Origin of the sequence: Butyrivibrio proteoclasticus B316 (genome assembly GCF_000145035.1) — a bacterium.
GTDB classification, from domain to species: Bacteria; Bacillota; Clostridia; order Lachnospirales; family Lachnospiraceae; genus Butyrivibrio; species Butyrivibrio proteoclasticus.
This window is the reverse complement of record NC_014387.1, coordinates 2,898,829-2,919,118: the sequence shown is the minus strand read 5'-3', so window position 1 is coordinate 2,919,118 and position 20,290 is coordinate 2,898,829. Positions and strand designations below refer to the sequence as shown.

Annotated in this window: 19 protein-coding genes and 1 other annotated feature; of the genes, 18 read left to right on the top strand and 1 reads right to left on the bottom strand. The window is 39.4% G+C overall.

The window, feature by feature from the left end; all coding sequences use genetic code 11:
- Positions 1-271: 271 nt before the first annotated feature.
- From pssD to BPR_RS12035, 8 genes are read left to right on the top strand one after another with little or no spacing between them, the layout of a single operon-like run.
- Positions 272-745, top strand: coding sequence for a PssD/Cps14F family polysaccharide biosynthesis glycosyltransferase (gene pssD / locus BPR_RS12070; protein WP_013281773.1), 474 nt, complete (start codon positions 272-274; stop codon positions 743-745).
- On the top strand, positions 742-1,218 hold the full coding sequence (pssE, locus tag BPR_RS12065) for a PssE/Cps14G family polysaccharide biosynthesis glycosyltransferase (protein ID WP_042257032.1): 477 nt from the start codon (positions 742-744) through the stop codon (positions 1,216-1,218). Before pssD ends, pssE begins: the two co-directional genes overlap by 4 nt.
- Positions 1,219-1,234: 16 nt before the next feature.
- Positions 1,235-2,638, top strand: coding sequence for a sugar transferase (locus BPR_RS12060; protein WP_013281771.1), 1,404 nt, complete (start codon positions 1,235-1,237; stop codon positions 2,636-2,638).
- Between the two features lie 20 nt (positions 2,639-2,658).
- Positions 2,659-2,922 carry a PqqD family peptide modification chaperone gene (locus tag BPR_RS12055; RefSeq protein WP_013281770.1) on the top strand — a complete coding sequence of 88 codons (264 nt, stop codon included), beginning with the start codon at positions 2,659-2,661 and terminating at the stop codon, positions 2,920-2,922.
- Between the two features lie 36 nt (positions 2,923-2,958).
- The gene (locus BPR_RS12050) at positions 2,959-3,966 is read left to right on the top strand and encodes a glycosyltransferase family 2 protein (protein WP_143754357.1); all 1,008 of its coding nucleotides are present in this window, start codon (positions 2,959-2,961) and stop codon (positions 3,964-3,966) included.
- 29 nt (positions 3,967-3,995) lie between these two features.
- The gene (locus BPR_RS12045; RefSeq protein ID WP_167531171.1) at positions 3,996-5,156 is read left to right on the top strand and encodes a nucleotidyltransferase domain-containing protein; all 1,161 of its coding nucleotides are present in this window, start codon (positions 3,996-3,998) and stop codon (positions 5,154-5,156) included.
- Positions 5,157-5,165: 9 nt separating this feature from the next.
- Entirely contained in the window at positions 5,166-6,101 is a 936-nt protein-coding gene (locus BPR_RS12040; RefSeq protein WP_013281767.1) for a phosphoenolpyruvate carboxykinase (ATP), read from the top strand.
- Between the two features lie 14 nt (positions 6,102-6,115).
- On the top strand, positions 6,116-8,080 hold the full coding sequence (locus tag BPR_RS12035; RefSeq protein WP_013281766.1) for an asparagine synthase-related protein: 1,965 nt from the start codon (positions 6,116-6,118) through the stop codon (positions 8,078-8,080).
- An 82-nt stretch (positions 8,081-8,162) separates the two neighbouring features.
- On the opposite strand, the gene BPR_RS12030 is transcribed toward BPR_RS12035, so the two are convergent.
- A complete protein-coding gene (locus BPR_RS12030) occupies positions 8,163-8,351 on the bottom strand; it encodes a hypothetical protein (RefSeq protein WP_042257025.1) in 189 nt (62 codons plus the stop codon).
- Positions 8,352-8,475: 124 nt separating this feature from the next.
- On the opposite strand from BPR_RS12030, the gene BPR_RS12025 reads away from it, so the two are divergent.
- The 10 genes from BPR_RS12025 to rplL all read left to right on the top strand — a co-directional run bounded on the left by BPR_RS12025 (position 8,476) and on the right by rplL (position 20,205).
- Positions 8,476-8,928: a lasso peptide biosynthesis B2 protein gene (locus BPR_RS12025; RefSeq protein ID WP_013281765.1), complete on the top strand. Its 453-nt coding sequence runs from the start codon at positions 8,476-8,478 to the stop codon at positions 8,926-8,928.
- A 4-nt stretch (positions 8,929-8,932) separates the two neighbouring features.
- The gene (locus BPR_RS12020) at positions 8,933-10,630 is read left to right on the top strand and encodes an ABC transporter ATP-binding protein (RefSeq protein WP_013281764.1); all 1,698 of its coding nucleotides are present in this window, start codon (positions 8,933-8,935) and stop codon (positions 10,628-10,630) included.
- Between the two features lie 5 nt (positions 10,631-10,635).
- On the top strand, positions 10,636-11,331 hold the full coding sequence (locus tag BPR_RS12015) for a response regulator transcription factor (protein ID WP_013281763.1): 696 nt from the start codon (positions 10,636-10,638) through the stop codon (positions 11,329-11,331).
- 20 nt (positions 11,332-11,351) lie between these two features.
- On the top strand, positions 11,352-12,158 hold the full coding sequence (locus tag BPR_RS12010; protein WP_013281762.1) for a sensor histidine kinase: 807 nt from the start codon (positions 11,352-11,354) through the stop codon (positions 12,156-12,158).
- Between the two features lie 102 nt (positions 12,159-12,260).
- On the top strand, positions 12,261-12,767 hold the full coding sequence (locus BPR_RS12005; protein WP_013281761.1) for an SEC-C metal-binding domain-containing protein: 507 nt from the start codon (positions 12,261-12,263) through the stop codon (positions 12,765-12,767).
- A 114-nt stretch (positions 12,768-12,881) separates the two neighbouring features.
- Positions 12,882-14,765 carry a threonine--tRNA ligase gene (locus BPR_RS12000; RefSeq protein ID WP_026663350.1) on the top strand — a complete coding sequence of 628 codons (1,884 nt, stop codon included), beginning with the start codon at positions 12,882-12,884 and terminating at the stop codon, positions 14,763-14,765.
- A 127-nt stretch (positions 14,766-14,892) separates the two neighbouring features.
- Positions 14,893-15,489: a PsbP-related protein gene (locus tag BPR_RS11995; RefSeq protein WP_042257021.1), complete on the top strand. Its 597-nt coding sequence runs from the start codon at positions 14,893-14,895 to the stop codon at positions 15,487-15,489.
- Between the two features lie 350 nt (positions 15,490-15,839).
- Entirely contained in the window at positions 15,840-18,971 is a 3,132-nt protein-coding gene (locus BPR_RS19965; RefSeq protein ID WP_052301827.1) for a pectate lyase family protein, read from the top strand.
- Between the two features lie 55 nt (positions 18,972-19,026).
- Positions 19,027-19,159: a sequence feature (ribosomal protein L10 leader region), on the top strand.
- A 23-nt stretch (positions 19,160-19,182) separates the two neighbouring features.
- Positions 19,183-19,758 (top strand): 50S ribosomal protein L10, encoded by a 576-nt coding sequence (gene rplJ / locus BPR_RS11985; RefSeq protein WP_013281757.1) that lies wholly within the window; start codon positions 19,183-19,185, stop codon positions 19,756-19,758.
- A 69-nt stretch (positions 19,759-19,827) separates the two neighbouring features.
- On the top strand, positions 19,828-20,205 hold the full coding sequence (gene rplL / locus BPR_RS11980) for a 50S ribosomal protein L7/L12 (RefSeq protein ID WP_013281756.1): 378 nt from the start codon (positions 19,828-19,830) through the stop codon (positions 20,203-20,205).
- Positions 20,206-20,290 lie beyond the last annotated feature (85 nt).

Genomic DNA, 20,290 nt, shown 5'->3' with positions numbered 1-20,290 from the left:
ACTCCTTTGCAATTGTTGTAAAGTTAGTTAATTTTAAGGCCTTTACATATCAAATTCAACGATATTAGTAAAAAAATAAATAAAAATTATAAAAATAATATTATTTATATTAAATCCCTATTCAAAAAATCTAACAAATATGATAGATTTTATGATTGAGTACAGTTTAAAGTATTTAGTGAAAAGATATATTTTATACTTGTCTGCATTTAAGGGGACGAATATACGCTGTTAACTGGGGGAACCCGTGTATTTGTAAGTGGAGGTTTGTATGAATAAAGAGGGGGTTAAAAAGATTTGTTTTGTCGCATCTTCAGGTGGTCACCTGGAAGAGATATCCAGACTCAAGGGAATAGAGAAGGCATATGACTGTTTTCTGGTTACAGAGAAAAGTGATTTTGAAATCAAGAATTTCTGTGACAAGAGATATATTGTGCCAATGATGAATAGAAGGCAACTTAATTTTTTGCCTAAATTTATTTGGTTGTTTTATAGAACCTTACGCATTCTTCTCAAAGAGAGGCCTGATTTTATAATAACTACAGGTGCTTTGGTAGCATATCCGTTTTGCGTTGTCGGTAAGCTTCTTGGAATTAAGGTTGTTTACGTTGAGTCTTTTGCAAGAGTCAACGAGCCATCTCTTACAGGAAAACTTGTTTACAACATGTCAGATCTTTTTATGGTGCAATGGGAAGATATGCTTGAGAAATATCCGAAATCGATGCTTGGAGGCGGAATATTTTGATTTTTGTCACTTTGGGGACACAGAAATTTCAGATGAATAGGCTGGTAAAGGCTGCGGATGAATTGGCCACGCAAATATCTGAGGGGATATTTGTGCAAAAGGGGTGGTCGGATTATGTCCCCAAGAATTGCCAATATACAGATTTTATGGATGTGGCGGATTATAACAAGAAAATAGCTGAGTGCAGCGTGCTTATCACCCACGCGGGGGTGGGTACCATCATATCAGGCATCAATTCCAAGAAACCAATAATCGTAGTACCACGTAAGAATAAATATCTGGAACATGTAGATGATCACCAGTGTCAGATAGCAGAAGCATTCTCATCAAAGGGATGCGTTTTAAAATGTGAAGAAGTAACAGAATTAAAGGATTATATTGATAAGGCAAGGACGTTTGATTTTAAACCATACGAACTTAAGGGCGGCAACATTGAGGAGACTATCATGCGATTTATCAATATTTTTGACTGAGAATTAGGACAGATAAATGAATCGTAGTAATAAAGGAGCCAATACAAATACTATACAGATGATCGAGGACATTTTAGTCCTTTTATTAGTATATTTAATTGAGCGCAAGGCGTTTGAGAATGTTATTTTACCATCTTCCAATCTCAAATGTCTTGCGCTTGTTGTTGCTTTTATAGTGATTTACATTTTGGCTAATAAGGAAGCAAGAATATACAACGTCACACTATTTTTCTATCTGGACAGATTTTGGAAGATTATTACCAAGTCCTGGATACTGGCAGCAGGTATAACCATGGTTCTCATGTATGTATACAATCCGCATTATAATATCAGGAGATTTCATTTGTATTATATTGCCTGGACTTATGTTGCTATATGCATAAATATGGTTCTCAGCAGATTATTGCAGATGATGTTTACAAACATTCAGGCTCCGAGAGCAGCTTTTGTTGGTATGTTTGAGGAATATGAGAAGTTTAATTATTTTCTTAATAAGACCAGCATGAAGGTTGAAGAAGTTGGTTATATCCTAGACGGTGAAATGCCTGAAAAAAAGGTGTTTAACACATTGGGGAAAATAGAAGATCTGGAGCAGATTATCAGAAACAAGGAGATTGATCAGGTCTATTTTATCCAGCATAGCGATGATAATATAGCTCAGATACAGAAATACATAGATATATGTCTTGAGATGGGAGTAACAGTCAGAGTTGTTCTGGATGTCTCTTATTCTCATAGAATGCTTAGATCTAACAGCTATGTAAGTTCTGTCGGAACATTTCCACTTATTACATATCACACTATAGCTCTTAACAGTTATGAACAGGCAATTAAGAGAATTCTGGATATTATGTTAAGTGTATTTGCGACGGTTGTTCTGTCACCTGTCATGCTTGTAACTGCTATTGCAATAAAGTTTGACTCAGAAGGACCTGTTATTTTTAAACAGAAGAGAGTAGGGCAGAACGGTCGCACCTTCAATATGTACAAGTTCCGTAGTATGTGTGTGGATGCAGAGGCTAGAAAAGAGGAGCTGCTCCAGAAAAATGAAATGGACGGCTTCATGTTTAAGATCAAGGATGATCCCCGTGTCACAAAAGTGGGTAAATTTATCAGGAAGACAAGTATTGATGAGCTTCCACAGCTATTTAACGTTATCAAGGGAGACATGAGTCTTGTGGGGACAAGACCTCCTACAGTTGATGAAGTATCAAAGTATGAGCGTGGGCAGTGGAGAAGGATCAGTATTAAGCCTGGAGTAACCGGATTGTGGCAGATAAGTGGCAGAAATAGTATAACGGATTTTGATGAGGTTGTAGAACTGGATTTAAGGTATATAGACAACTGGTCCTTAAGTGCGGATATTGCAATTCTCATCAAGACAGTTGGGGTACTGCTTACGAGAAAAGGGGCATATTAATTTAGGGAGGAATGTAAAAAATGGATATGAAGGAGTCAGTCAAGCTGAAAAAACAGCTCAATGTAACAGATCTGTCAGGGGAGAAGGTAATGATAGATTTTGAATCCGGCAAATATTTTATGATAAAAGGAGCCGGAAATGATATATGGGATCTTATTCAGGAGGAAATTACTGTAGAGGATATTATCAACAGACTTCTTGGTGAGTATGATGTTTCAAGGGAAGAATGTACAGCATCAGTACAGGAATTTCTGGGCAAACTTAAAGAGCTTGACTTTATTTGAGCAGAGGAATCTTGCTTATAGTCTTTGAATAAAGTGATGGCGGGGAATATGGTAAGTGTAGTTGTACCGGTTTATAATACCGAGAAATATTTAAAGCGATGTCTTGATGCCCTTGTCGGACAGACAATTCCTCATTCGGAATTGGAGATTGTTGTGGTCGATGACGGATCTACAGACAGTTCACCTGATATATTGCAGGAGTATGAGGAAAAATACCCTGAGCTTATAAGAGTGTTCCATAAGACAAATGGCGGACAGGCTACTGCCAGGAATATGGGAATCCAAAAGGCAAGGGGGGAGTATATAGGATTTGCAGATTCTGACGATTACGTTGATGTCACAATGTATGAGAAATTATTGAATCTGGCAAGGTCTGATGGGGCAGATCTTGTAGAGTGCCATTATCATAGCATGTTTGAAATAGCTTCAGAAGATGGCTCTTTTCCGACATACAAAGAGATTGGTACCAGGGGAACGATATCTGCGCATGAAGATGTGAGAGAATTGTTTTTGAATCCGCAGGTTTCACCGTGGAATAAGTTATATAAAAAGAGCATTTTGATAGATAATGATGTTTTTTTCCCAGAAGGGATGATCTATGAGGATACATCATTTTATCTAAAAGCACTTCCTTTTATAAAAAAACATGCTTATCTTGATGAGAAACTTGTATATTACAGTGTCAGACAGAGTTCTACTATGACAAGGAATCTGGGAGCTAAAGTCGGCGACATTTTCAAGGTACTTTATGACATAACAGATTTTTATCACAGAAAGGGTATTTATAGTAAATACAAGGATGAACTTGAGTATTTCTGCGTTAAGATAGCCTTTTGCAGTAATTTTAGCAGAATAGGCAGAGTCCCAAACAGATATTTGAGAAAAGAGTTATTTAACAAAACATTTGATTATGTGAATAAATTTTTTCCGGATTATCATAAAAACAAGTATTTCAGAGGGAAGATTGGACTGTATATCAAATCAGTCGCCAGATGGAATTGTGCGCCTTATGCATATGTCCTGTCCAAGGTGATGATTGGATGATGAAAAAAAGTATTAGGGGAAAACAGAAAATGGATGCTAGTAAGGCCAACATCAGAATATATTACAGCGAGCTTGTAAAGGCCTGTTTTGAAAAAAGAAAACCGGATGATATTCCGGATGGCATAGATATCGGGGAATTGATAAATTACGCAGCGAAAGGACATATCTATTATCCAATTGCCAGTTCATTAATTAAACTTGATATTGATGAGAAGCATGCTGAAATTATGCGAAATGACTTAAAAGTCAGTACGTTTATGACTTTGATGCAGACAGTTGGCAGCAGAGAAATTACAGAAGCCTTTGAAAGAGAAGGAATCAGGCATCAGCTATTAAAGGGAGCAATTATTAAAAATGATTATCCCTCTCCGGAAATGCGTGAGATGAGCGATATTGATCTGGTTGTCTATGATGAGTCTCTTGATAAAGCTGCTAAAGTTATGGAGGCAATGGGATATACAAACCATGGCCTTATCAAGCACCATATGATCTTTAGTAAAGGCGGGAACCTTCATGTTGAGATTCATTGGTGCCTCTTTGATGAAAAGGTGGATCATAATCAGCACGTTTATTTCAAAGACTTTAGGGCGAAACTTGCTGATGGAAAGAAGTATACGTACGAGTTTTCTCATGAGGACTTTTATGTATATATGATCGCACATATGAGTAAGCATTTCTTTGAGACCGGATGTGGAATCAGAAATCTTATGGATATCTATATTTTCTGGAATAAGTATGCTGGTAGTATGAATCGGGCATATCTGGACAAAGAGCTTATCAAGTGTGGAATAAGAGACTTTGAAATAAACATGAGAGAGCTGGCCTTTATTTGGCTAGATAATACTGAGTGTTCGGAATTCTATGAGAATCTTTTTACTTATATGTTAGATAGCGGAATCTATGGCAAGAGTGAGAACGGAATTTGGGGCCAGCTTGCCAAAGAAACACCAAAAGGGAATCACGCAAGACTCCATTATTACTTTCCTTCATATAAATTTATGGTTGAGAAGTATAAATGGCTTGAGAACAAGGCTTTTTTGTTACCTATAGCATGGGTAGTCAGAGGATGTACTGCTGCTTGTAGCGACGAGGCCAAAAAGCATAAGCAGTTGTTTGAAAATACTGAAGAAAAAGATGCAGCTATGATGATAGAAATGTATCACAGACTCAATCTTAATTTTAGAAGGTAAGATATTTTCATGTACAGATATAGCTTATATGGACTAATCGCAGAGTCAAATACAGAATTTCCGCAGCTTCTTGAATGTAATAAGCAGGGCGAAGCTGATATAACGATAGATATTTCTAAAGAAAAAACACTTAAAGAGAAGTACAGATCGCTTCTGGAAAAAGGGCATATTCATTTTTTTACTGAACATGGAGTGTGGTTTCATAATCAGGCAGGAGATTTTCTGGTTGAGACAATAAATGAGAAGACCAGAATGATCTGCGAAAAAAATGAAAATACAGATGTAGGTATTGCAAGATCATTTTTGATGGGAAACGGTATTGCTCTTGCCATGACACAGAGAAAAAAAATAGTGCTTCATGGAAGTACTGTGTCTATTGGGGATAAGACAGTACTTGTATGTGGAGACAGCGGTACCGGTAAGTCTACGACTTCAATGGCATTGATAGATGAAGGTGGCAAGCTGCTTGCAGATGACATTTCAGTTCTTGATGTTGGAAAAGATGGTTTAGTCTATTCATATCCAGGCTTCCCTGAACAGAAGCTATGCAGGGATGCAGCTGAGTCTAATGGATATGATCTTGAAAAACTCAGATATATTGACGAAGACAGAGACAAGTTCTCGGTGGACAGACGTGATATTTTCGTGAATGAAAAACGAAAGGTTGATGCTATGGTATCCCTCCATATTATTCCACGGGCTGTCAATGACGAGGAGTATGTAAATGGCGTTAAGCTCAGATTTATCGATGGAGCAGAGAAGGTAAATGCTATTACTTCAAGATTTTTTCTTGAATGGCTCTATGGATACGGAATTGGCCTTGAACCTGATGAAATGCTCAAATGTGTTTATCTGGCCGGTCAGATTAATATTATTGATGTGACAAGAGTAAGAGGCGTTGAGACGAAAAAAGAGGTTGTTGATCGAATACTTGAAAATATATAGGCGGGAATGATCAGATGTCAGCAATATGGGGATATATCAATCTTAAGAATAATACTTCAGAGGACTATACTAAGCTCAGTGAGCTTATGAAAAAACCTTATGACGAGTGTGTTATAGAACGCATAGGTATTGAACAATTTGAAAACGGTTTTTTTGCATGTGGGCTACAATGCTTTAATAAGCGGTCTCATAATGAAAGGCTACCTATTTATGACAGCGAAAGTCAGATAGTTTTCACTGCTGATGTGGTATTAAATGACAGGAAAAAACTTATCGAAGAACTAACTGTTGCTGGAGTTGGCGGTTTAAATGAAGAGACTCCTGATGGGGAGCTTTCTTTTTATGCATGGAAAAAGTGGGGACATGAATTTACTGATCATATTATAGGCTTATTTGCCATAGCTGTTTATGACAAAAAAGATAATAGCTTTTATCTCTTTACAGATCATACAGGTAGTAGATGCGTGGATTATAGTATTTGCGGTAATGAGCTATTTTTCTCAACTCTTTCAAAACCTATTTTGAATGTTATGCCACAGGAGTATAAGGGAATAGACGAGCAGTTTATAGTTGGTTGTGAAGCTTCACTCACGCCATATATGTATGTATTTCCGGATCGTACTCCATTTAGAAATGTATATCATTCTGTTCGCGGTAATTATGTTAAGGCAGAACCAGGAAAAGACAAATGGAAATACCGCTCTGTAGTATATTATACCCCTGGAATAACCCGTAAATTGGATAGAGTATGGCCAAAGAATCCCAAAGACAGCGCATATAGAGAGGCTTTTCGAGACGTCTTTTTCAAATGTGTAGAGGATGCTATGGATACAGATGGTGAAGTTGCTGCAACAATCAGCAGTGGACTTGATTCATCATCTGTTGCGACTGTTGCCGCAAAGTCATTGCAAAAAAAAGGCAGAAAACTTTATGGTTTTACATCTGTTCCGATAAAGGGATTTGATAAAAGTACTTCTAAATGGGAAATAACGGATGAGAGTAGTGGTGTAAAGAATATAATTGCCGGATATCCGAATATAGAACAGGAATTTTGTGATTGTTACGGCATGAGTCCCTTTACTGAAATGGATGAACTTGTCCATATGTTTGAAATACCCGGAAAAGCGTTTGTTAATCAGGTATGGATGAAATACATTATAAAAACAGCATCTCAAAAAGGATGTAAGGTGCTGCTTACTGGAGAATTTGGCAATTTTACTATTTCAAGGGGAGAAATAAGGGAATACTTCTTCCAGAAGTTCTTATCCGGCCATGTACTGGAAGCTAAGAAACAGCTGGGAATATATGGCGGCAAATGTGGCATTCCTAGGAAGGCACTTTTTCAGGGAATGTTAGATGAAATAGTATCAGAAGTTACTTTTAAGCTCGGAATCAATAATGCGTATAAAAAGATTATAGACGATGAGCTTATAAAACCAGCTATGCTGAGTAAATATAGAATCAATAAAGTGCTAATAAAACGTTTCAATTTCTATGGCTTTACAAGTGTTTTGAGCCCGAAGAAAATGTATAGGAACTTGGGGGATATAAATATTCTTCAGACTCAGGGATTATATGATACCAAGTATAGTCTGTACTTTGGAGTTCTCTTTAGGGATCCTACCAAGGATAAGAGACTTCTTGAGTTATGCGCATCATTTTCTCCGGATCAGTATGTTTTCAATGGATTGGAGCGTCGATTAGTCAGGGAATACCTTGATGACTATCTTCCTGACCGTGAAAGGCTGCAGTACAAGTATAAGGGAAGACAGGCGGCTGATAAGGTAAAAAGACTAAGTAGTTTCGGCGAAGATAAGCGCCAAAGCAAGATAAATGAAGCCGTTTATGGCTTTATGAATCGGGATGGTGTAGAGGCCTTGATGAAAGAGGATATTAATGAGAAAAATGCCCTGAATGTCGTCAGAATTTTAGCTCTTGGCAGATTTTTTGACGAGTTTTCCGAAGTAATAAATATATAGTAAGCTCGGCGGGATTCGATGAAACGCAAAAAAAGGAGTCATAAATGACTCCTTCTATGCTTTGATAGCTCAGGCTTATGTATCAAGGATTGCCAATGATTACTTCACCTGGAGTAGCAGTATCGTCTACATTGTTACCGCTGAATGTGAACCAGTTCTCGTTTCTCTGAGCATCATAGATTTTTCCATCAACGTATGGATTTGGGGTACCATGCTGCTGTGTACCGCTGAGACAAAGCTCCTTGATTTCAGGTGCGTTCCAGTTTTTCATACAAGTTTTCCTCCTATTAAAATTACTTGTTTGCTCAAGAATATCGCGGGAAAACGTCAATGTAAAGATTTCTAACAAAATTGTAACTATTTTTTGAAACAATTCAAACTATATAAGGTGATTTATGGGTATAATTGCAAGAGGATATAGATTTATCAGATATAACGAGCATAAGGCATTGACCTTAAAGGCCTGGGTATTGTCTGCCCGTTTCAGATTTCAGATGTTATATGAAGATACTGCTAAATTGAACAAGAAATGGGGAATTGAAGGAGAAGAGACTCCAGAGGAGGCTACTCTGGATGAATACCGCTTCTGTAAAAGAGTTGCCTATGCGGTCAATCAGGTATGCAATAAGACTAAGTGGGAGAGTAAATGCCTGGTCAGAGCCCTTACGGCACAGAGACTTATGGCAGAAAAGGGAATTGAATCGACTATGTATCTTGGATGCAAAGAGTTGGATGGTAAGATGGTTGCTCATGCATGGATACGTGTTGGGAGGATGTATGTAACCGGCGGGAATGGCACAGCTGAAGGTTATGGAGTTGTGGCCAAATTTAAATCAAGGATGAAGTGATAAAATGGGGAAATTTGATAAGCTGAAAAAATACTGGAATAAAAGAGATGATGCTAAGGAATATTTAAAATGGTGTCTCAGCTACAGTAAGCCATATATTCCGCAGCTTCTTTTACTGATGCTATTTGATCTGGCAGCAACACTTATGTCTGTCGGGATGGCTATTATCGGTAAAAAGATGATTGATAGGGCTTCTGAGGGTAATCTGTCAGATTTATGGAAAATAATAGCTATATATGTTGTCGTAATTTTGGGTTCACAGTTTTTGGGAATCGTCAGTTCCTTGTTCTCTGTCATTGTTTATGAGAAATTTGGTTTTGGAATCAGAAAGAAAGTTTATAGAAGAATTCTTGATACCTGCTGGATTGATGTGTCCAAATATCATACTGGAGATCTGATGACGAGACTTACCAGTGATGTTGGAGCTGTTTCAGATGGTATTTCATCTACTATTCCTACTATTATAAGGTTGGTAGTTGAACTTTTAGTTACATTTTGCACACTAGCATATTATGATCTAAAACTTGCTCTTTTTGCACTTCTTGTAGCACCAATTGCTTTGTTTGCGAGTGTTGTACTGGGCAGAAAACTGAAATATCTTACTGTTAAGGTGCAGGAAACAGAGTCCAAATATCGTTCATTTATGCAGGAAAGTCTTGCCAACATACTCATAGAGAAGTCATTTTGTCTTGAGGACTATTCAGAAGAGAGGCTTACACAGCTGCGTGATGAGCGTATTTACTGGGTGTTTAAGAAGAACAGAACAAATATGTTTGCATCAGCGGCTATGGGACTATCATTCCAACTTGGATATATAGTTGCGTTTGCCTGGGGAGCAATCTGCATAGCCAACAGGACTATCACATATGGTACAATGACTGTTTTCCTGCAGCTGGTTAACAGAATACAGGCTCCTATCGTGAGTCTTGCCCAGTTGGTACCAAGGCTTATTTCAATGCTCGCTTCTGCAGGCCGTATTATTGAACTTCAGAACCTTCCAAGGGAAGAGTATAGCGGGGCATCAATTAAGCAGAAGAACATTGGAGTTAAAGTAGACAAAATTTCTTTTGGCTATACAGATGAACTGGTATTTGATGATGCCAGCATAGATTTTAAGCCCGGGGAATTCACTGCAATCGTAGGTAAATCCGGAATTGGAAAGACTACATTAGTCCGCCTTATCATGGCCTTTACCAATAAGATGAAGGGCAATATTGAATTTTACAACGATGCAGGTGAGACAATGCAGGCAAGTCCTGATGCCAGGAACTTTATAGCTTACGTTCCTCAGGGAAATACTTTGTTTAGCGGTAGCATTAAAGATAACGTACTTATGGGTAAAAAAGATGCCACTGACGAGGAAGTCATAGAGGCTCTCAAGGGTGCTGCGGCTTATGATTTTGTTATGGATTTCCCGCGTGGAATAGATACGGTTATTGGGGAAAAAGGTGTAGGTATATCTGAAGGTCAGGCTCAGAGAATTGCAATAGCCAGAGCACTTGTCAAAAAGGCTCCTTTCCTTATATTGGACGAAGCCACGTCTTCTCTTGATGAGAGTACTGAACTTAGCGTACTTGAGGGAATCAGGAAATGGAATCCTTCACCTACATGTCTTTTGATAACACATAGAAGGTCAGTATTACAGTATTGTGACAGAGAAATCCAGATAGTTGATAAGAAGATGGCTTCAATTGCGGGGTAAGCGTTATGTACAAGATTCTTATGGTGGATGATGATATTGAAGTTTTAGAGATTAACAAGAAATTCTTTGAGGAAAAGAATTGCAAGGTGGAAATTTGTTCAAAATCAACGCAGGCGATGGATCTTGTCAGGAACTTTAAGCCTGATTGTATTTTGCTGGATGTGATGATGCCGGAACTTGATGGATACGCCCTTTGTAAGCAGATCAGAGGCGTTACAAACGTTCCTGTTTTATTCCTTTCAGGCAAGGTGTCTGAGGATGATAAGATAGAAGGTTTTGAAGTTGGAGGAGACGATTATATCGAAAAACCGTACAGCCTCAGAGAAGTTTATGTCAGAATTATGGCGCATATTAAGAGAAACTCTCAGAAACAGGTGCAGAAACGTGACGATATGATCATTGACCTTGATCCATTTTTTGTTGATAGAGAGAAACATAAATTGTTCTACAGAGAAACTGAAATTCCTATTTCTAATAAAGAGTATGATCTTATATTATTTCTGGCTCAGAATCCCGGAAAAGAAATCACTTTTGAGGAAATAGGGCTCAAACTCTGGGGAACATACATAGAAACAGACAGACGAAGCGTAATGGTCAATGTGTCCAGATTGCGCAAAAAGATACAGGATCAGACAGGAGTAGATAATCTGATCGAGACAGTGTGGTCTAAAGGATACAAGCTTGTTAATCCCGGCAGATGATCAGGCTGAAAGGAATTTCAATGGCTGAAAAGAAAAAGTTTAGGCAACCTGAGGTTGATAGTAATACAGTGGCAGAGTTGTCCCAAAAATTATTGGAGGCGAATGCCAGATTGCAGCAGGCTGAACGGGAGAGAAAGCTTATGCTTGAGAATATTTCCCATGATCTGAGGGCTCCACTTACTGCAATCAGAAGTGCTATAGACTATCTTAATCAGAAAAATACAGATTGTGGTCTTCAAAGTTCCGGAGATGAGATGACGCAGATGCTGCATCTGATAGACAACAGGACAAGGACACTTGAAGTTCTGATCAGTGATTTGTACTATCTGACATGTATAGAAAATGGCAGCGATGAGCTTAAGCTTCAGAAAGTGCCATTGTCCCAGTTTCTTGAGGAATATTTTTTTGCTGCTCAGATAGATGATAAGTATTCGGCGAGAAATCTAATATGCGAAATACCGGATGATTATGATGCGGAAGTAAATGTAGATGTTGGTAAGATGAGCAGAGTTTTGGATAATCTTTTTACCAATGCGCGTAAGTACTCGGAGAATGGGGCTGATATAGTTCTTGGAGTATTGGATGAGGGGCAGTTGTCCACATTTTATGTAAAGGATACCGGAAAAGGGATTCCTGAAGAGGCATTGGACCATATATTTGAGAGAACTTATAGAGTAAGCGGGGCAAGGACTCCTGATGGAGAGAGCAGCAGCGGCCTTGGGCTATCTATTGTCAAAGGAATCGTTACGCAGCACGGGGGAAGAATCTGGTGCGAAAGTAAACTTGGAAAAGGTAGTTGTTTTTATGTTGAGCTCCCTAAAGCGTAATTGTGTTTACAGAAATAATCAAATATATTAAAATAATGACTACGTGCATTTACAAAAAATGTAAGAAATAAATTTTTTTATACAAGAAATGGAGTATTGGTTATGGCATTATTACAAGAGTGGCGTGACAAAGCCTATTCTGAGACAGCTAATAAGGGCGATCTTCAGAGATTATGGACAGATTATTTTCAGAAAGAGCGCGATATTTACGCACAGCTTCTCAAGAATCCTGATGAAGTAGTTACAGGTACTGTTAAGGGACTTGCTGAGAAGTTTGGCATTGATCTTATGTATATGGTTGGATTTCTTGATGGTATCAACGATTCCCTCAAGGAGCAGAATCCAATTGACGATATGACCGAGGATACAGAGGTTAACCTTGGATTTGACAAGGAACTCCTTTACAAGAACATGGTTGCAGCCGGTGCTGATTGGCTCTATGGTCTTGAGGAGTGGAAGGCAATCTTTGATGAGGACAAGCTTAAGGCTCTTTACAAAGAGGAGAAGTCTTCACATACTGTTAGAAAAGAGAACAAGGTTTATCCTAATGATCCATGCCCATGCGGAAGCGGCAAGAAGTACAAAAAGTGCCACGGAAGAAACGCATAATCAATTAATTAGGTAACTAAGTGGCATCATGAATTCTGTGATGCCATTTGTTATGATAACTATTATTTTATAAGATGCATTACCCGGTAGGTATTGCAGAGAAAGGACAAAGAAATGAATAAAGAAGAGTTTCTAGAGGTTTACCGCCATTCAATGGCACATGTGCTGGCTAAGGCTGTTATTGAGCTTTACGGCAAGGAAGTACAGTATGCGATCGGACCACAGATTGATGATGGTTGCTACTATGATTTTGTTCTTCCTAAGGCTGTAACACAGGATGATTTCAAGACCATCGAGGATAAGATGCGCGAGATCATCAAGAGAAGAGAGGATTGGACACGCAAAGAGGTTTCAAAGTCGGAAGCACTTGAAATGTTCAAAGACCAGAAGTTTAAGACAGAGCTTATTAACGACCTTCCAGAGGATGAGGTTATCACAGTATACTACACTGGCGATGATTATGTTGATCTTTGCCGTGGACCTCACGTTGACAACTCTCAGGAACTTATGAATGTTTCATATCAGATCAAGTCTGTATCAGGTGCTTATTGGAGAGGCGATGAGAAGAGAGATCAGCTTTCCAGAATTTATCTCTATGCTTTCCCAAGCAAGGATGAACTCAAGCATCACATCAAGATGATACAGGAAGCACTTGAGAGAGACCACAAGAAGATTGGTGCAGAGCTTGATCTTTTCATGTTTGATGAGACAGCTCCAGGTATGCCTTACTGGCTTCCAAGAGGATGGAAGATGTATCAGGCACTCCTCAAGTATTCAAGAGAGATTCAGGAGAGACATGGCTATACAGAAATTGCTGCTCCTCTTGTTAACAACAAGAAGCTTTGGCTTATCAGTGGACACTGGGCTCACTATGTGAACAACATGTTCATGGTACCCGGAGTTTCCGGATGGCTCAAGGCTGATGCTGAGATTCCCGGAATCTTAGAGAACAATAACGATCCTACAGAAGAGCCTAAGAATATCAAGATCCAGGCTGGTTCAGTTATCTATAATCGTGAGCAGAACGACACAATGGCAGCTAAGCCTATGAACTGTCCTAATGCCATGATGACATATAAGAGAACAAATCATTCTTATAAAGAGCTTCCTATCCGTTACAGTGAGTATGACGTTCTTCACCGTAAGGAGAAATCAGGACAGATGAATGGTCTTTTCCGTGTTCAGGAGTTCCGTCAGGATGATGATCATACATTTGTAATGGAATCACAGATCAAGGAAGAAATTGCAGATGTAATTGCTATTGCAGATGAGATTTATTCTACATTTGGTGTAACTTACAGAGCAGAGCTTTCTACTAGACCTGAAGACTTCATGGGTGACATCGAAGTCTGGAACAGAGCTGAGGCTGCACTTAAGGAAATTCTTGATGAGAAGTATGGCGAAGGCGGATATGAGATCAATGAAGGAGATGGTGCTTTCTATGGCCCTAAGATCGACCTTCAGATCAAGGATGCTCTCGGAAGAGAATGGCAGTGTGGTACAGTACAGCTTGACTTCCAGCTTCCTCACAACTTTGGTCTTACATATCAGGCTCAGGATGGAACAATGCAGATGCCTGTTGTTATTCACAGAGCTATTTATGGATCACTTGAGAGATTTATCGGTATTATCATCGAGAACTTCAAGGGTGTATTCCCATTCTGGCTGAGCCCATATCAGGTAGGTATCGTTCCTATCAGACTTGAGCATAATGAGTACGCCAAGGAAGTTGAGCAGGCTCTTATGAATGCCGGAATTCGTGTTGAGGCTGATTACTCAGATAACAACATGAAGGAGAAAATCAAGAAATTTAAGAATTACAAGGATCCATACATTCTTGTTGTTGGTGATAAAGAAGCTGCTGAGAGAACAGTATCTATCAATGTTCGCGGTTCCAACAAGCAGGTTCAGAATGTTCCTCTCGATGCACTTGTTGCTATGTGCAAGAAGATGAATGAAGAGCATTCCCTTGAGCTTATTGACAGCTATGAGGCATGATTGTTATAGTCTGTGAACTGTATTTTTCTATGATATAATTATTTAGCATTACTTATTTATGATAGGCACAATGCAATATGCATTGTGCCTATTAAAAGATAGAGGTGTTTGGGTGGGAGATTTGTCTTTGAAGACTAAAAGTAAATACATGCTTATTTCATCAGCATTGGCGGTTGTTTTCATAATAACTGCCCTGGGCTCACTTAAGGTTAAGGCGGCTGATGATCTTGAAACGGCAGTTCAATGCTCTTTTTCTATTCCAACTGAGTTTGTCCCGGGAAATCAAAAGGGATTATTTGTAAATGTTAACAGCCCGATGGAATCCTCTACTATCCAATATAGTGTTTATGATAATGGGCTTGATAAAGTACTGACTAACAGAGAACGAAAGGAATTAGAGGAGTCGGGAACAGCGGCTGTAATCGATGAATCAGTTAATCTGACTAAAGATATTTATCAATCCCGCCTATCTGATGCATATAATAAGGTGTATGGAGAGAATGTTAATTTCAATGTCAGCTCTTTTACCAAGATAAAAGTAGATGGGTATCCCGGATTTAAAATCGAGTCTACATATCAGAAATCTGATGAAGAACAGATCCATCAGACCGTTTATATGATCATATCCAAGTACAGACTGTTTACAATAGCTTATCAGAGGGCTGAGGATGATGATTGCCAGGATGCTTTTGAGGCAAGCTCTGAAACGATACATGTAAGATAATAATGATAAGAGGTGGACGTCAAGATTATTTAGACGCCGCTTGATATACGAAAAGGTAGCCTTTTGCAGGCTATCTTTTTTTGTATGTTATGAGGAAATATCTAATATTATAAAATGGCTCCGAAATGAATAAAATTGTGGCTAAGAAACTTTATAATATTCGATTGTAATAGCTTCCAAAAATCAATTGTCGAAAATACACAAAAATGTCTGAATATTTTCTCTGTAAACGCTTACATAAAATGATTGATTATAGCCTGCTGTGACCTTATGATTAAGAAAGATAGCGGGGGTTGCTGCGAAGGGGATACCAGCACCTCGGGAAAACTAATAATTTCAAGGGAGGCTATATGTTGGGGAAAAAATTAAATACCAGACTTGGGCTTGCCATGGCAGGAGTTCTTATTGCGACTTCTGCATTTGCAGGTTCCAAGGTCGATGCGGCAGCAGCGGTGGAAGCACCGGTTGTTATGGAGGACAGCGGATGGCTCGAGTCAGCGTATGTTACATGGAGAGCAGTAGATGGGGCTTCGGGCTACAATGTTTATGTGAATGGGGACGGTGGACAGGTGCAGCTTGATGATGAGCTTATCCGTCTTTATTCTTCTGATTCCGGTGAGAAATATTACAGGGCAGATGCACTTGGACTTTCTGCAGGCAATTATTCTTTTACCGTGGTTCCTTTAGAGGATGGTGATGAAGATACAAGCGCAGCTGTGAGTACAGATTCAGTTTATGTACAGAATCATGACAGATCTGGATTTGCGTTTGTAAATGGTGATTCCAACGGAGCATATAACTATGATGGAACACTTAGAAACGATGCTGTAGTTCTTTATATTACTAATGAAACTAAGGATTCAGTTGCAATGGATGTTGTTACTAACGCTAAGGGCGCAACGACACCTGCGACAGGACTTCAGAATATCCTTAATCTGTACAAGAAGGGCTATGATCTTAGACCACTTGATGTGAGATTTGTAGGCCAGATCACAGATTTTGCTACCATGGAAGGTGGCGATATTGTTATAAGCGGAGCAGGAGATAACAAAAGAGTGTCCTGCGGAATTACATTTGAAGGAGTTGGAGAAGACGCTACGGCTGATGGCTGGGGACTTAGGATCAAGAATGCTTCAAATGTAGAAGTAAGAAATATTGGTTTTATGAATTGTGACAGTTCAGAAGGTGATGATCTTGGACTTCAGCAAAGCGATGATCATGTCTGGGTTCATAACTGCGATTTCTTCTATGGATATGCAGGAGGAGATTCAGATCAGGCTAAGGGCGATGGCGCTCTTGACACCAAGAAGTCAACATTTGTAACTCATTCCTATAATCATTTCTATGATACAGGAAAGAGTAATCTTCAGGGGATGAAGTCTGAATCTACAGAAAACTACATTACATATCACCATAACTGGTATGATCATTCAGACTCAAGACACCCACGTATCAGAACCTGTAGCGTACATATTTACAATAACTATTATGACGGAAATGCCAAATATGGAGTTGGCGTTACTATGGGTGCATCAGCTTTTGTAGAGGCTAATTACTATAGAAACTGCAAATTCCCAATGCTGATATCTGAGCAGGGCTCTGATGTTATGGCTGATTGGGAGACCCTTACAAGAAATGAAGATTATGGCACTTTCTCAAGCGAGAATGGCGGTATCATCAAGTCTTTTAACAACTATATGGAAGGCCAGCAGTCCTACGTTACATATCAGGAGAACAGCACTGAGTTTGACGCATATGAAGTTTCGGCAGCTGATGAGCAGGTTCCATCAGAAGTTGTTTCCTACAAGGGTGGCACAAGCTACAATAATTTCGATACTTCAGCAATCATGTATTCATACTCTGCAGATTCTCCGCAGGAGGCAAAAGAAAAAGTTGTATCTTTTGCAGGTAGAGAAAATGGAGGAGACTTTAACTGGGAATTTAACAACGAAGTTGACGATGCTGATTATGGTGTAAACCGTGCTCTCAAGGCAGCACTGAATTCATATCAGACAAACCTTGTCTCAGTTGGAGGAGGTTCTACTGCAGGTGAAGCCGGAAATTCAGGAGAAGAGTCATCTTCAGAAAACTCCGGAGCTGGAGAGGCATCATCAGAAGATTCAGGTGCAGGTGAGGCATCATCAGATAACTCTGGCGAAGCATCATCTGATAGTTCAAGTGAGCAGCATGAAGAAACTCCTGTTAATGTAGGAAGTTATGTTCACAACTTTACGGCATCAGGAAAAGACAGTGATTTCTTTACTATAGAGGGTAATCTTTCTACAGGAAAAGGTACTGTAACATACAATGGTAAATTACTGACACAGTGCCTTAAGATTGAGAGTAAGACCAGTATCAAGTTTGCAGCTCCTTCTGATGGTCAGCTGATCCTTGTATTTGGGGATAAAGATTCTTCGATTAAGCTTGATGGAACAGCGGTAAAAGAGGCAACAAACGTAATGAACCTGGATGTCAGGAAGGGAGATCATGAGCTTACCAAGAAGGATACAGAAAATCTTTTCTACATGGAATATGTGAGCAATGATCAGCCATCAGGAGATGATCCTGGAAATGATGATCCTGCAAGTGAGGCATCAAGCGAAGCGGCATCGGAAGCAAGTTCAGAGGCAGCTGGAGAGGCATCAAGCGAAGCAGCATCAGAGTCAAGCTCAGAAGCAGCTGGAGAGGCATCAAGCGAAGCAGCATCAGAGTCAAGCTCAGAAGCAGCTGGCGAAGCATCAAGCGAAGCGGCATCTGAAGCAAGTTCAGATGAAGCCGGAGAAGCATCAAGCGATGAGCCTGGAACAGGATCTTCAGAAGAAATCGCTGAGCCTGAGCCGGATGAACCATCATCAAGTAATGGCGAATGGCTTACCAAGTACGGCAAGACATACTATGTCCTTACTGATGGAACTAAGGTAACTGGAATCTATACAATTGATGGTGATACTTACTATTTTGATGCAAATGGTGTGAGAAAAACTAATGTATTTGTGACAGATGGTGATACCAAGCATTTCTTTGGCGCAGATGGTAAGATGGTCACCGGCTGGCTTACAAGATACTTTAAGACCTATTATTTTGATGAAAATGGTAATATGGTAACAGGCTTTGCCTATGTTGATGGCATATATCATTACTATGATGAAGATGGAGTAATGTTCAAAAACGGCAATAAGACTATAAACGAGAAAAAGTATTTCTTTAACAGTGATGGAGATATGGTTACTGGCTGGCTTGAGAGATATGGATCAACATATTACTATGATGAGTCTGGTGCTATGGTTTATGGTTTGCAGATTATTGACGGAAATATGCATTTCTTCCGCGACAATGGAAAGCTTGCCAAAGATATGATGGTAACAGTAGATGATAAGACATACTATTTTGATAATGACGGAAATATGTATGTAGGAGAACTTACCAGATGGTTCCACAAATATATCTTTGACGAGAATGGCGTTTTAATTTGGAAAAAATAATTAATATATTGACAATAAAAAAATAATGTGCTAATTTATACAAGGTTGTCAGATAAAACCATATGACAGCCAGCCGAAGACAGCAGGTGTTCCTTTATGAGGAACATAATGATTTATCGCCTGCCGAGGAAAAGTTTGATTAGACTTTTTTACCTCTCGATGTCTTCGAGAGGTTTTTTTTCGGCGGTATATTCTATAAGGAGGTAAAAAAATGGCAAAGGTTGAACTTAAACAGCCTGTAGTAGCTGAGATTTCAGAGAAAATCAAAGACGCTCAGGCAGTCGTACTTGTAGATCACCGCGGACTTACAGTAGCACAGGATACTGAGCTTCGTAAGAAACTTCGTGAAGAAGGCGTTACATACAAGGTTTACAAGAATACGATGATGAACTTCGCATTCAAGGGAACAGACTTCGAGCAGCTTTCAGACCTCTTAAACGGTCCTAGCGCAATGGCTGTATCTGAGACAGATCCAGCAGCTCCAGCTCGTGTACTTTACGAGTTTGCTAAGAAGGCTAAGGCTCTCGAGATTAAGGGTGGTGTTATAGAAGGTAAGTTCTATGACGCAGCAGCAATGACAGATATTGCTTCTATCCCTTCAAAGGAAGTCCTTCTTTCAAGACTTCTTGGTTCTATGCAGTCACCTATCACAAACTTCGCTCGTGTTCTTAATCAGATCGCAGAGAAGGGTGGCGAGGCAGCTCCAGCTGCAGAGGAAGCACCTGCTGAGACAGCAGAGGCTCCAGCTACAGAAGAAGCTCCTGCAGAAGCACCTGCAGCAGAGTAATCTGTATATTTTAGTAAGTTTTATTAACAAACAAAAATCAGAAATTATACTATATGGAGGTATATAATAATGGCAAAGTTAACAACAGCAGAATTTATCGATGCTATCAAAGAGCTTACAGTGCTCGAGTTAAATGATCTTGTAAAGGCTTGTGAGGAAGAGTTCGGCGTATCTGCAGCAGCAGGCGTTGTAGTTGCAGCAGCAGGTGCTGGCGCAGCAGCAGCTGGTGAAGAGAAGACTGAGTTCAATGTAGAGCTTACAGAAGTTGGTCCTAACAAGGTTAAGGTTATCAAGGTTGTTCGTGAGCTTACAGGTCTTGGACTTAAGGAAGCAAAGGATCTCGTTGATGGAGCTCCTAAGATGGTTAAGGAGAACGCTTCTAAGGCAGAGGCTGATGATATCAAGGCTAAGCTTGAGGCTGAAGGCGCAAAGGTTACTCTTAAGTAATTGATATAAGTGTCAAAAGCAAAAGGCGTATTACATGCTTGCATGTAATACGCCTTTTATTTTTGACCTGAACAGTTATGAAGAA

Excerpts from the sequence above, each read along its gene's own strand:
- BPR_RS12045 (WP_167531171.1), top strand. The coding sequence starts at position 3,996 with ATGGATGCTAGTAAGGCCAACATCAGAATATATTACAGCGAGCTTGTA.
- BPR_RS12060 (WP_013281771.1), top strand. The coding sequence starts at position 1,235 with ATGAATCGTAGTAATAAAGGAGCCAATACAAATACTATACAGATGATC.
- rplJ (WP_013281757.1), top strand. The coding sequence starts at position 19,183 with ATGGCAAAGGTTGAACTTAAACAGCCTGTAGTAGCTGAGATTTCAGAG.
- pssD (WP_013281773.1), top strand. The coding sequence starts at position 272 with ATGAATAAAGAGGGGGTTAAAAAGATTTGTTTTGTCGCATCTTCAGGT.
- BPR_RS12000 (WP_026663350.1), top strand. The coding sequence starts at position 12,882 with ATGAATAAAGAAGAGTTTCTAGAGGTTTACCGCCATTCAATGGCACAT.
- BPR_RS12015 (WP_013281763.1), top strand. The coding sequence starts at position 10,636 with ATGTACAAGATTCTTATGGTGGATGATGATATTGAAGTTTTAGAGATT.
- BPR_RS12040 (WP_013281767.1), top strand. The coding sequence starts at position 5,166 with ATGTACAGATATAGCTTATATGGACTAATCGCAGAGTCAAATACAGAA.
- rplL (WP_013281756.1), top strand. The coding sequence starts at position 19,828 with ATGGCAAAGTTAACAACAGCAGAATTTATCGATGCTATCAAAGAGCTT.
- BPR_RS12050 (WP_143754357.1), top strand. The coding sequence starts at position 2,959 with ATGGCGGGGAATATGGTAAGTGTAGTTGTACCGGTTTATAATACCGAG.
- BPR_RS12010 (WP_013281762.1), top strand. The coding sequence starts at position 11,352 with ATGGCTGAAAAGAAAAAGTTTAGGCAACCTGAGGTTGATAGTAATACA.
- BPR_RS19965 (WP_052301827.1), top strand. The coding sequence starts at position 15,840 with ATGTTGGGGAAAAAATTAAATACCAGACTTGGGCTTGCCATGGCAGGA.
- BPR_RS12055 (WP_013281770.1), top strand. The coding sequence starts at position 2,659 with ATGGATATGAAGGAGTCAGTCAAGCTGAAAAAACAGCTCAATGTAACA.
- BPR_RS12035 (WP_013281766.1), top strand. The coding sequence starts at position 6,116 with ATGTCAGCAATATGGGGATATATCAATCTTAAGAATAATACTTCAGAG.
- BPR_RS12020 (WP_013281764.1), top strand. The coding sequence starts at position 8,933 with ATGGGGAAATTTGATAAGCTGAAAAAATACTGGAATAAAAGAGATGAT.
- BPR_RS12005 (WP_013281761.1), top strand. The coding sequence starts at position 12,261 with ATGGCATTATTACAAGAGTGGCGTGACAAAGCCTATTCTGAGACAGCT.
- BPR_RS12025 (WP_013281765.1), top strand. The coding sequence starts at position 8,476 with ATGGGTATAATTGCAAGAGGATATAGATTTATCAGATATAACGAGCAT.
- BPR_RS12030 (WP_042257025.1), bottom strand. The coding sequence starts at position 8,351 with ATGAAAAACTGGAACGCACCTGAAATCAAGGAGCTTTGTCTCAGCGGT.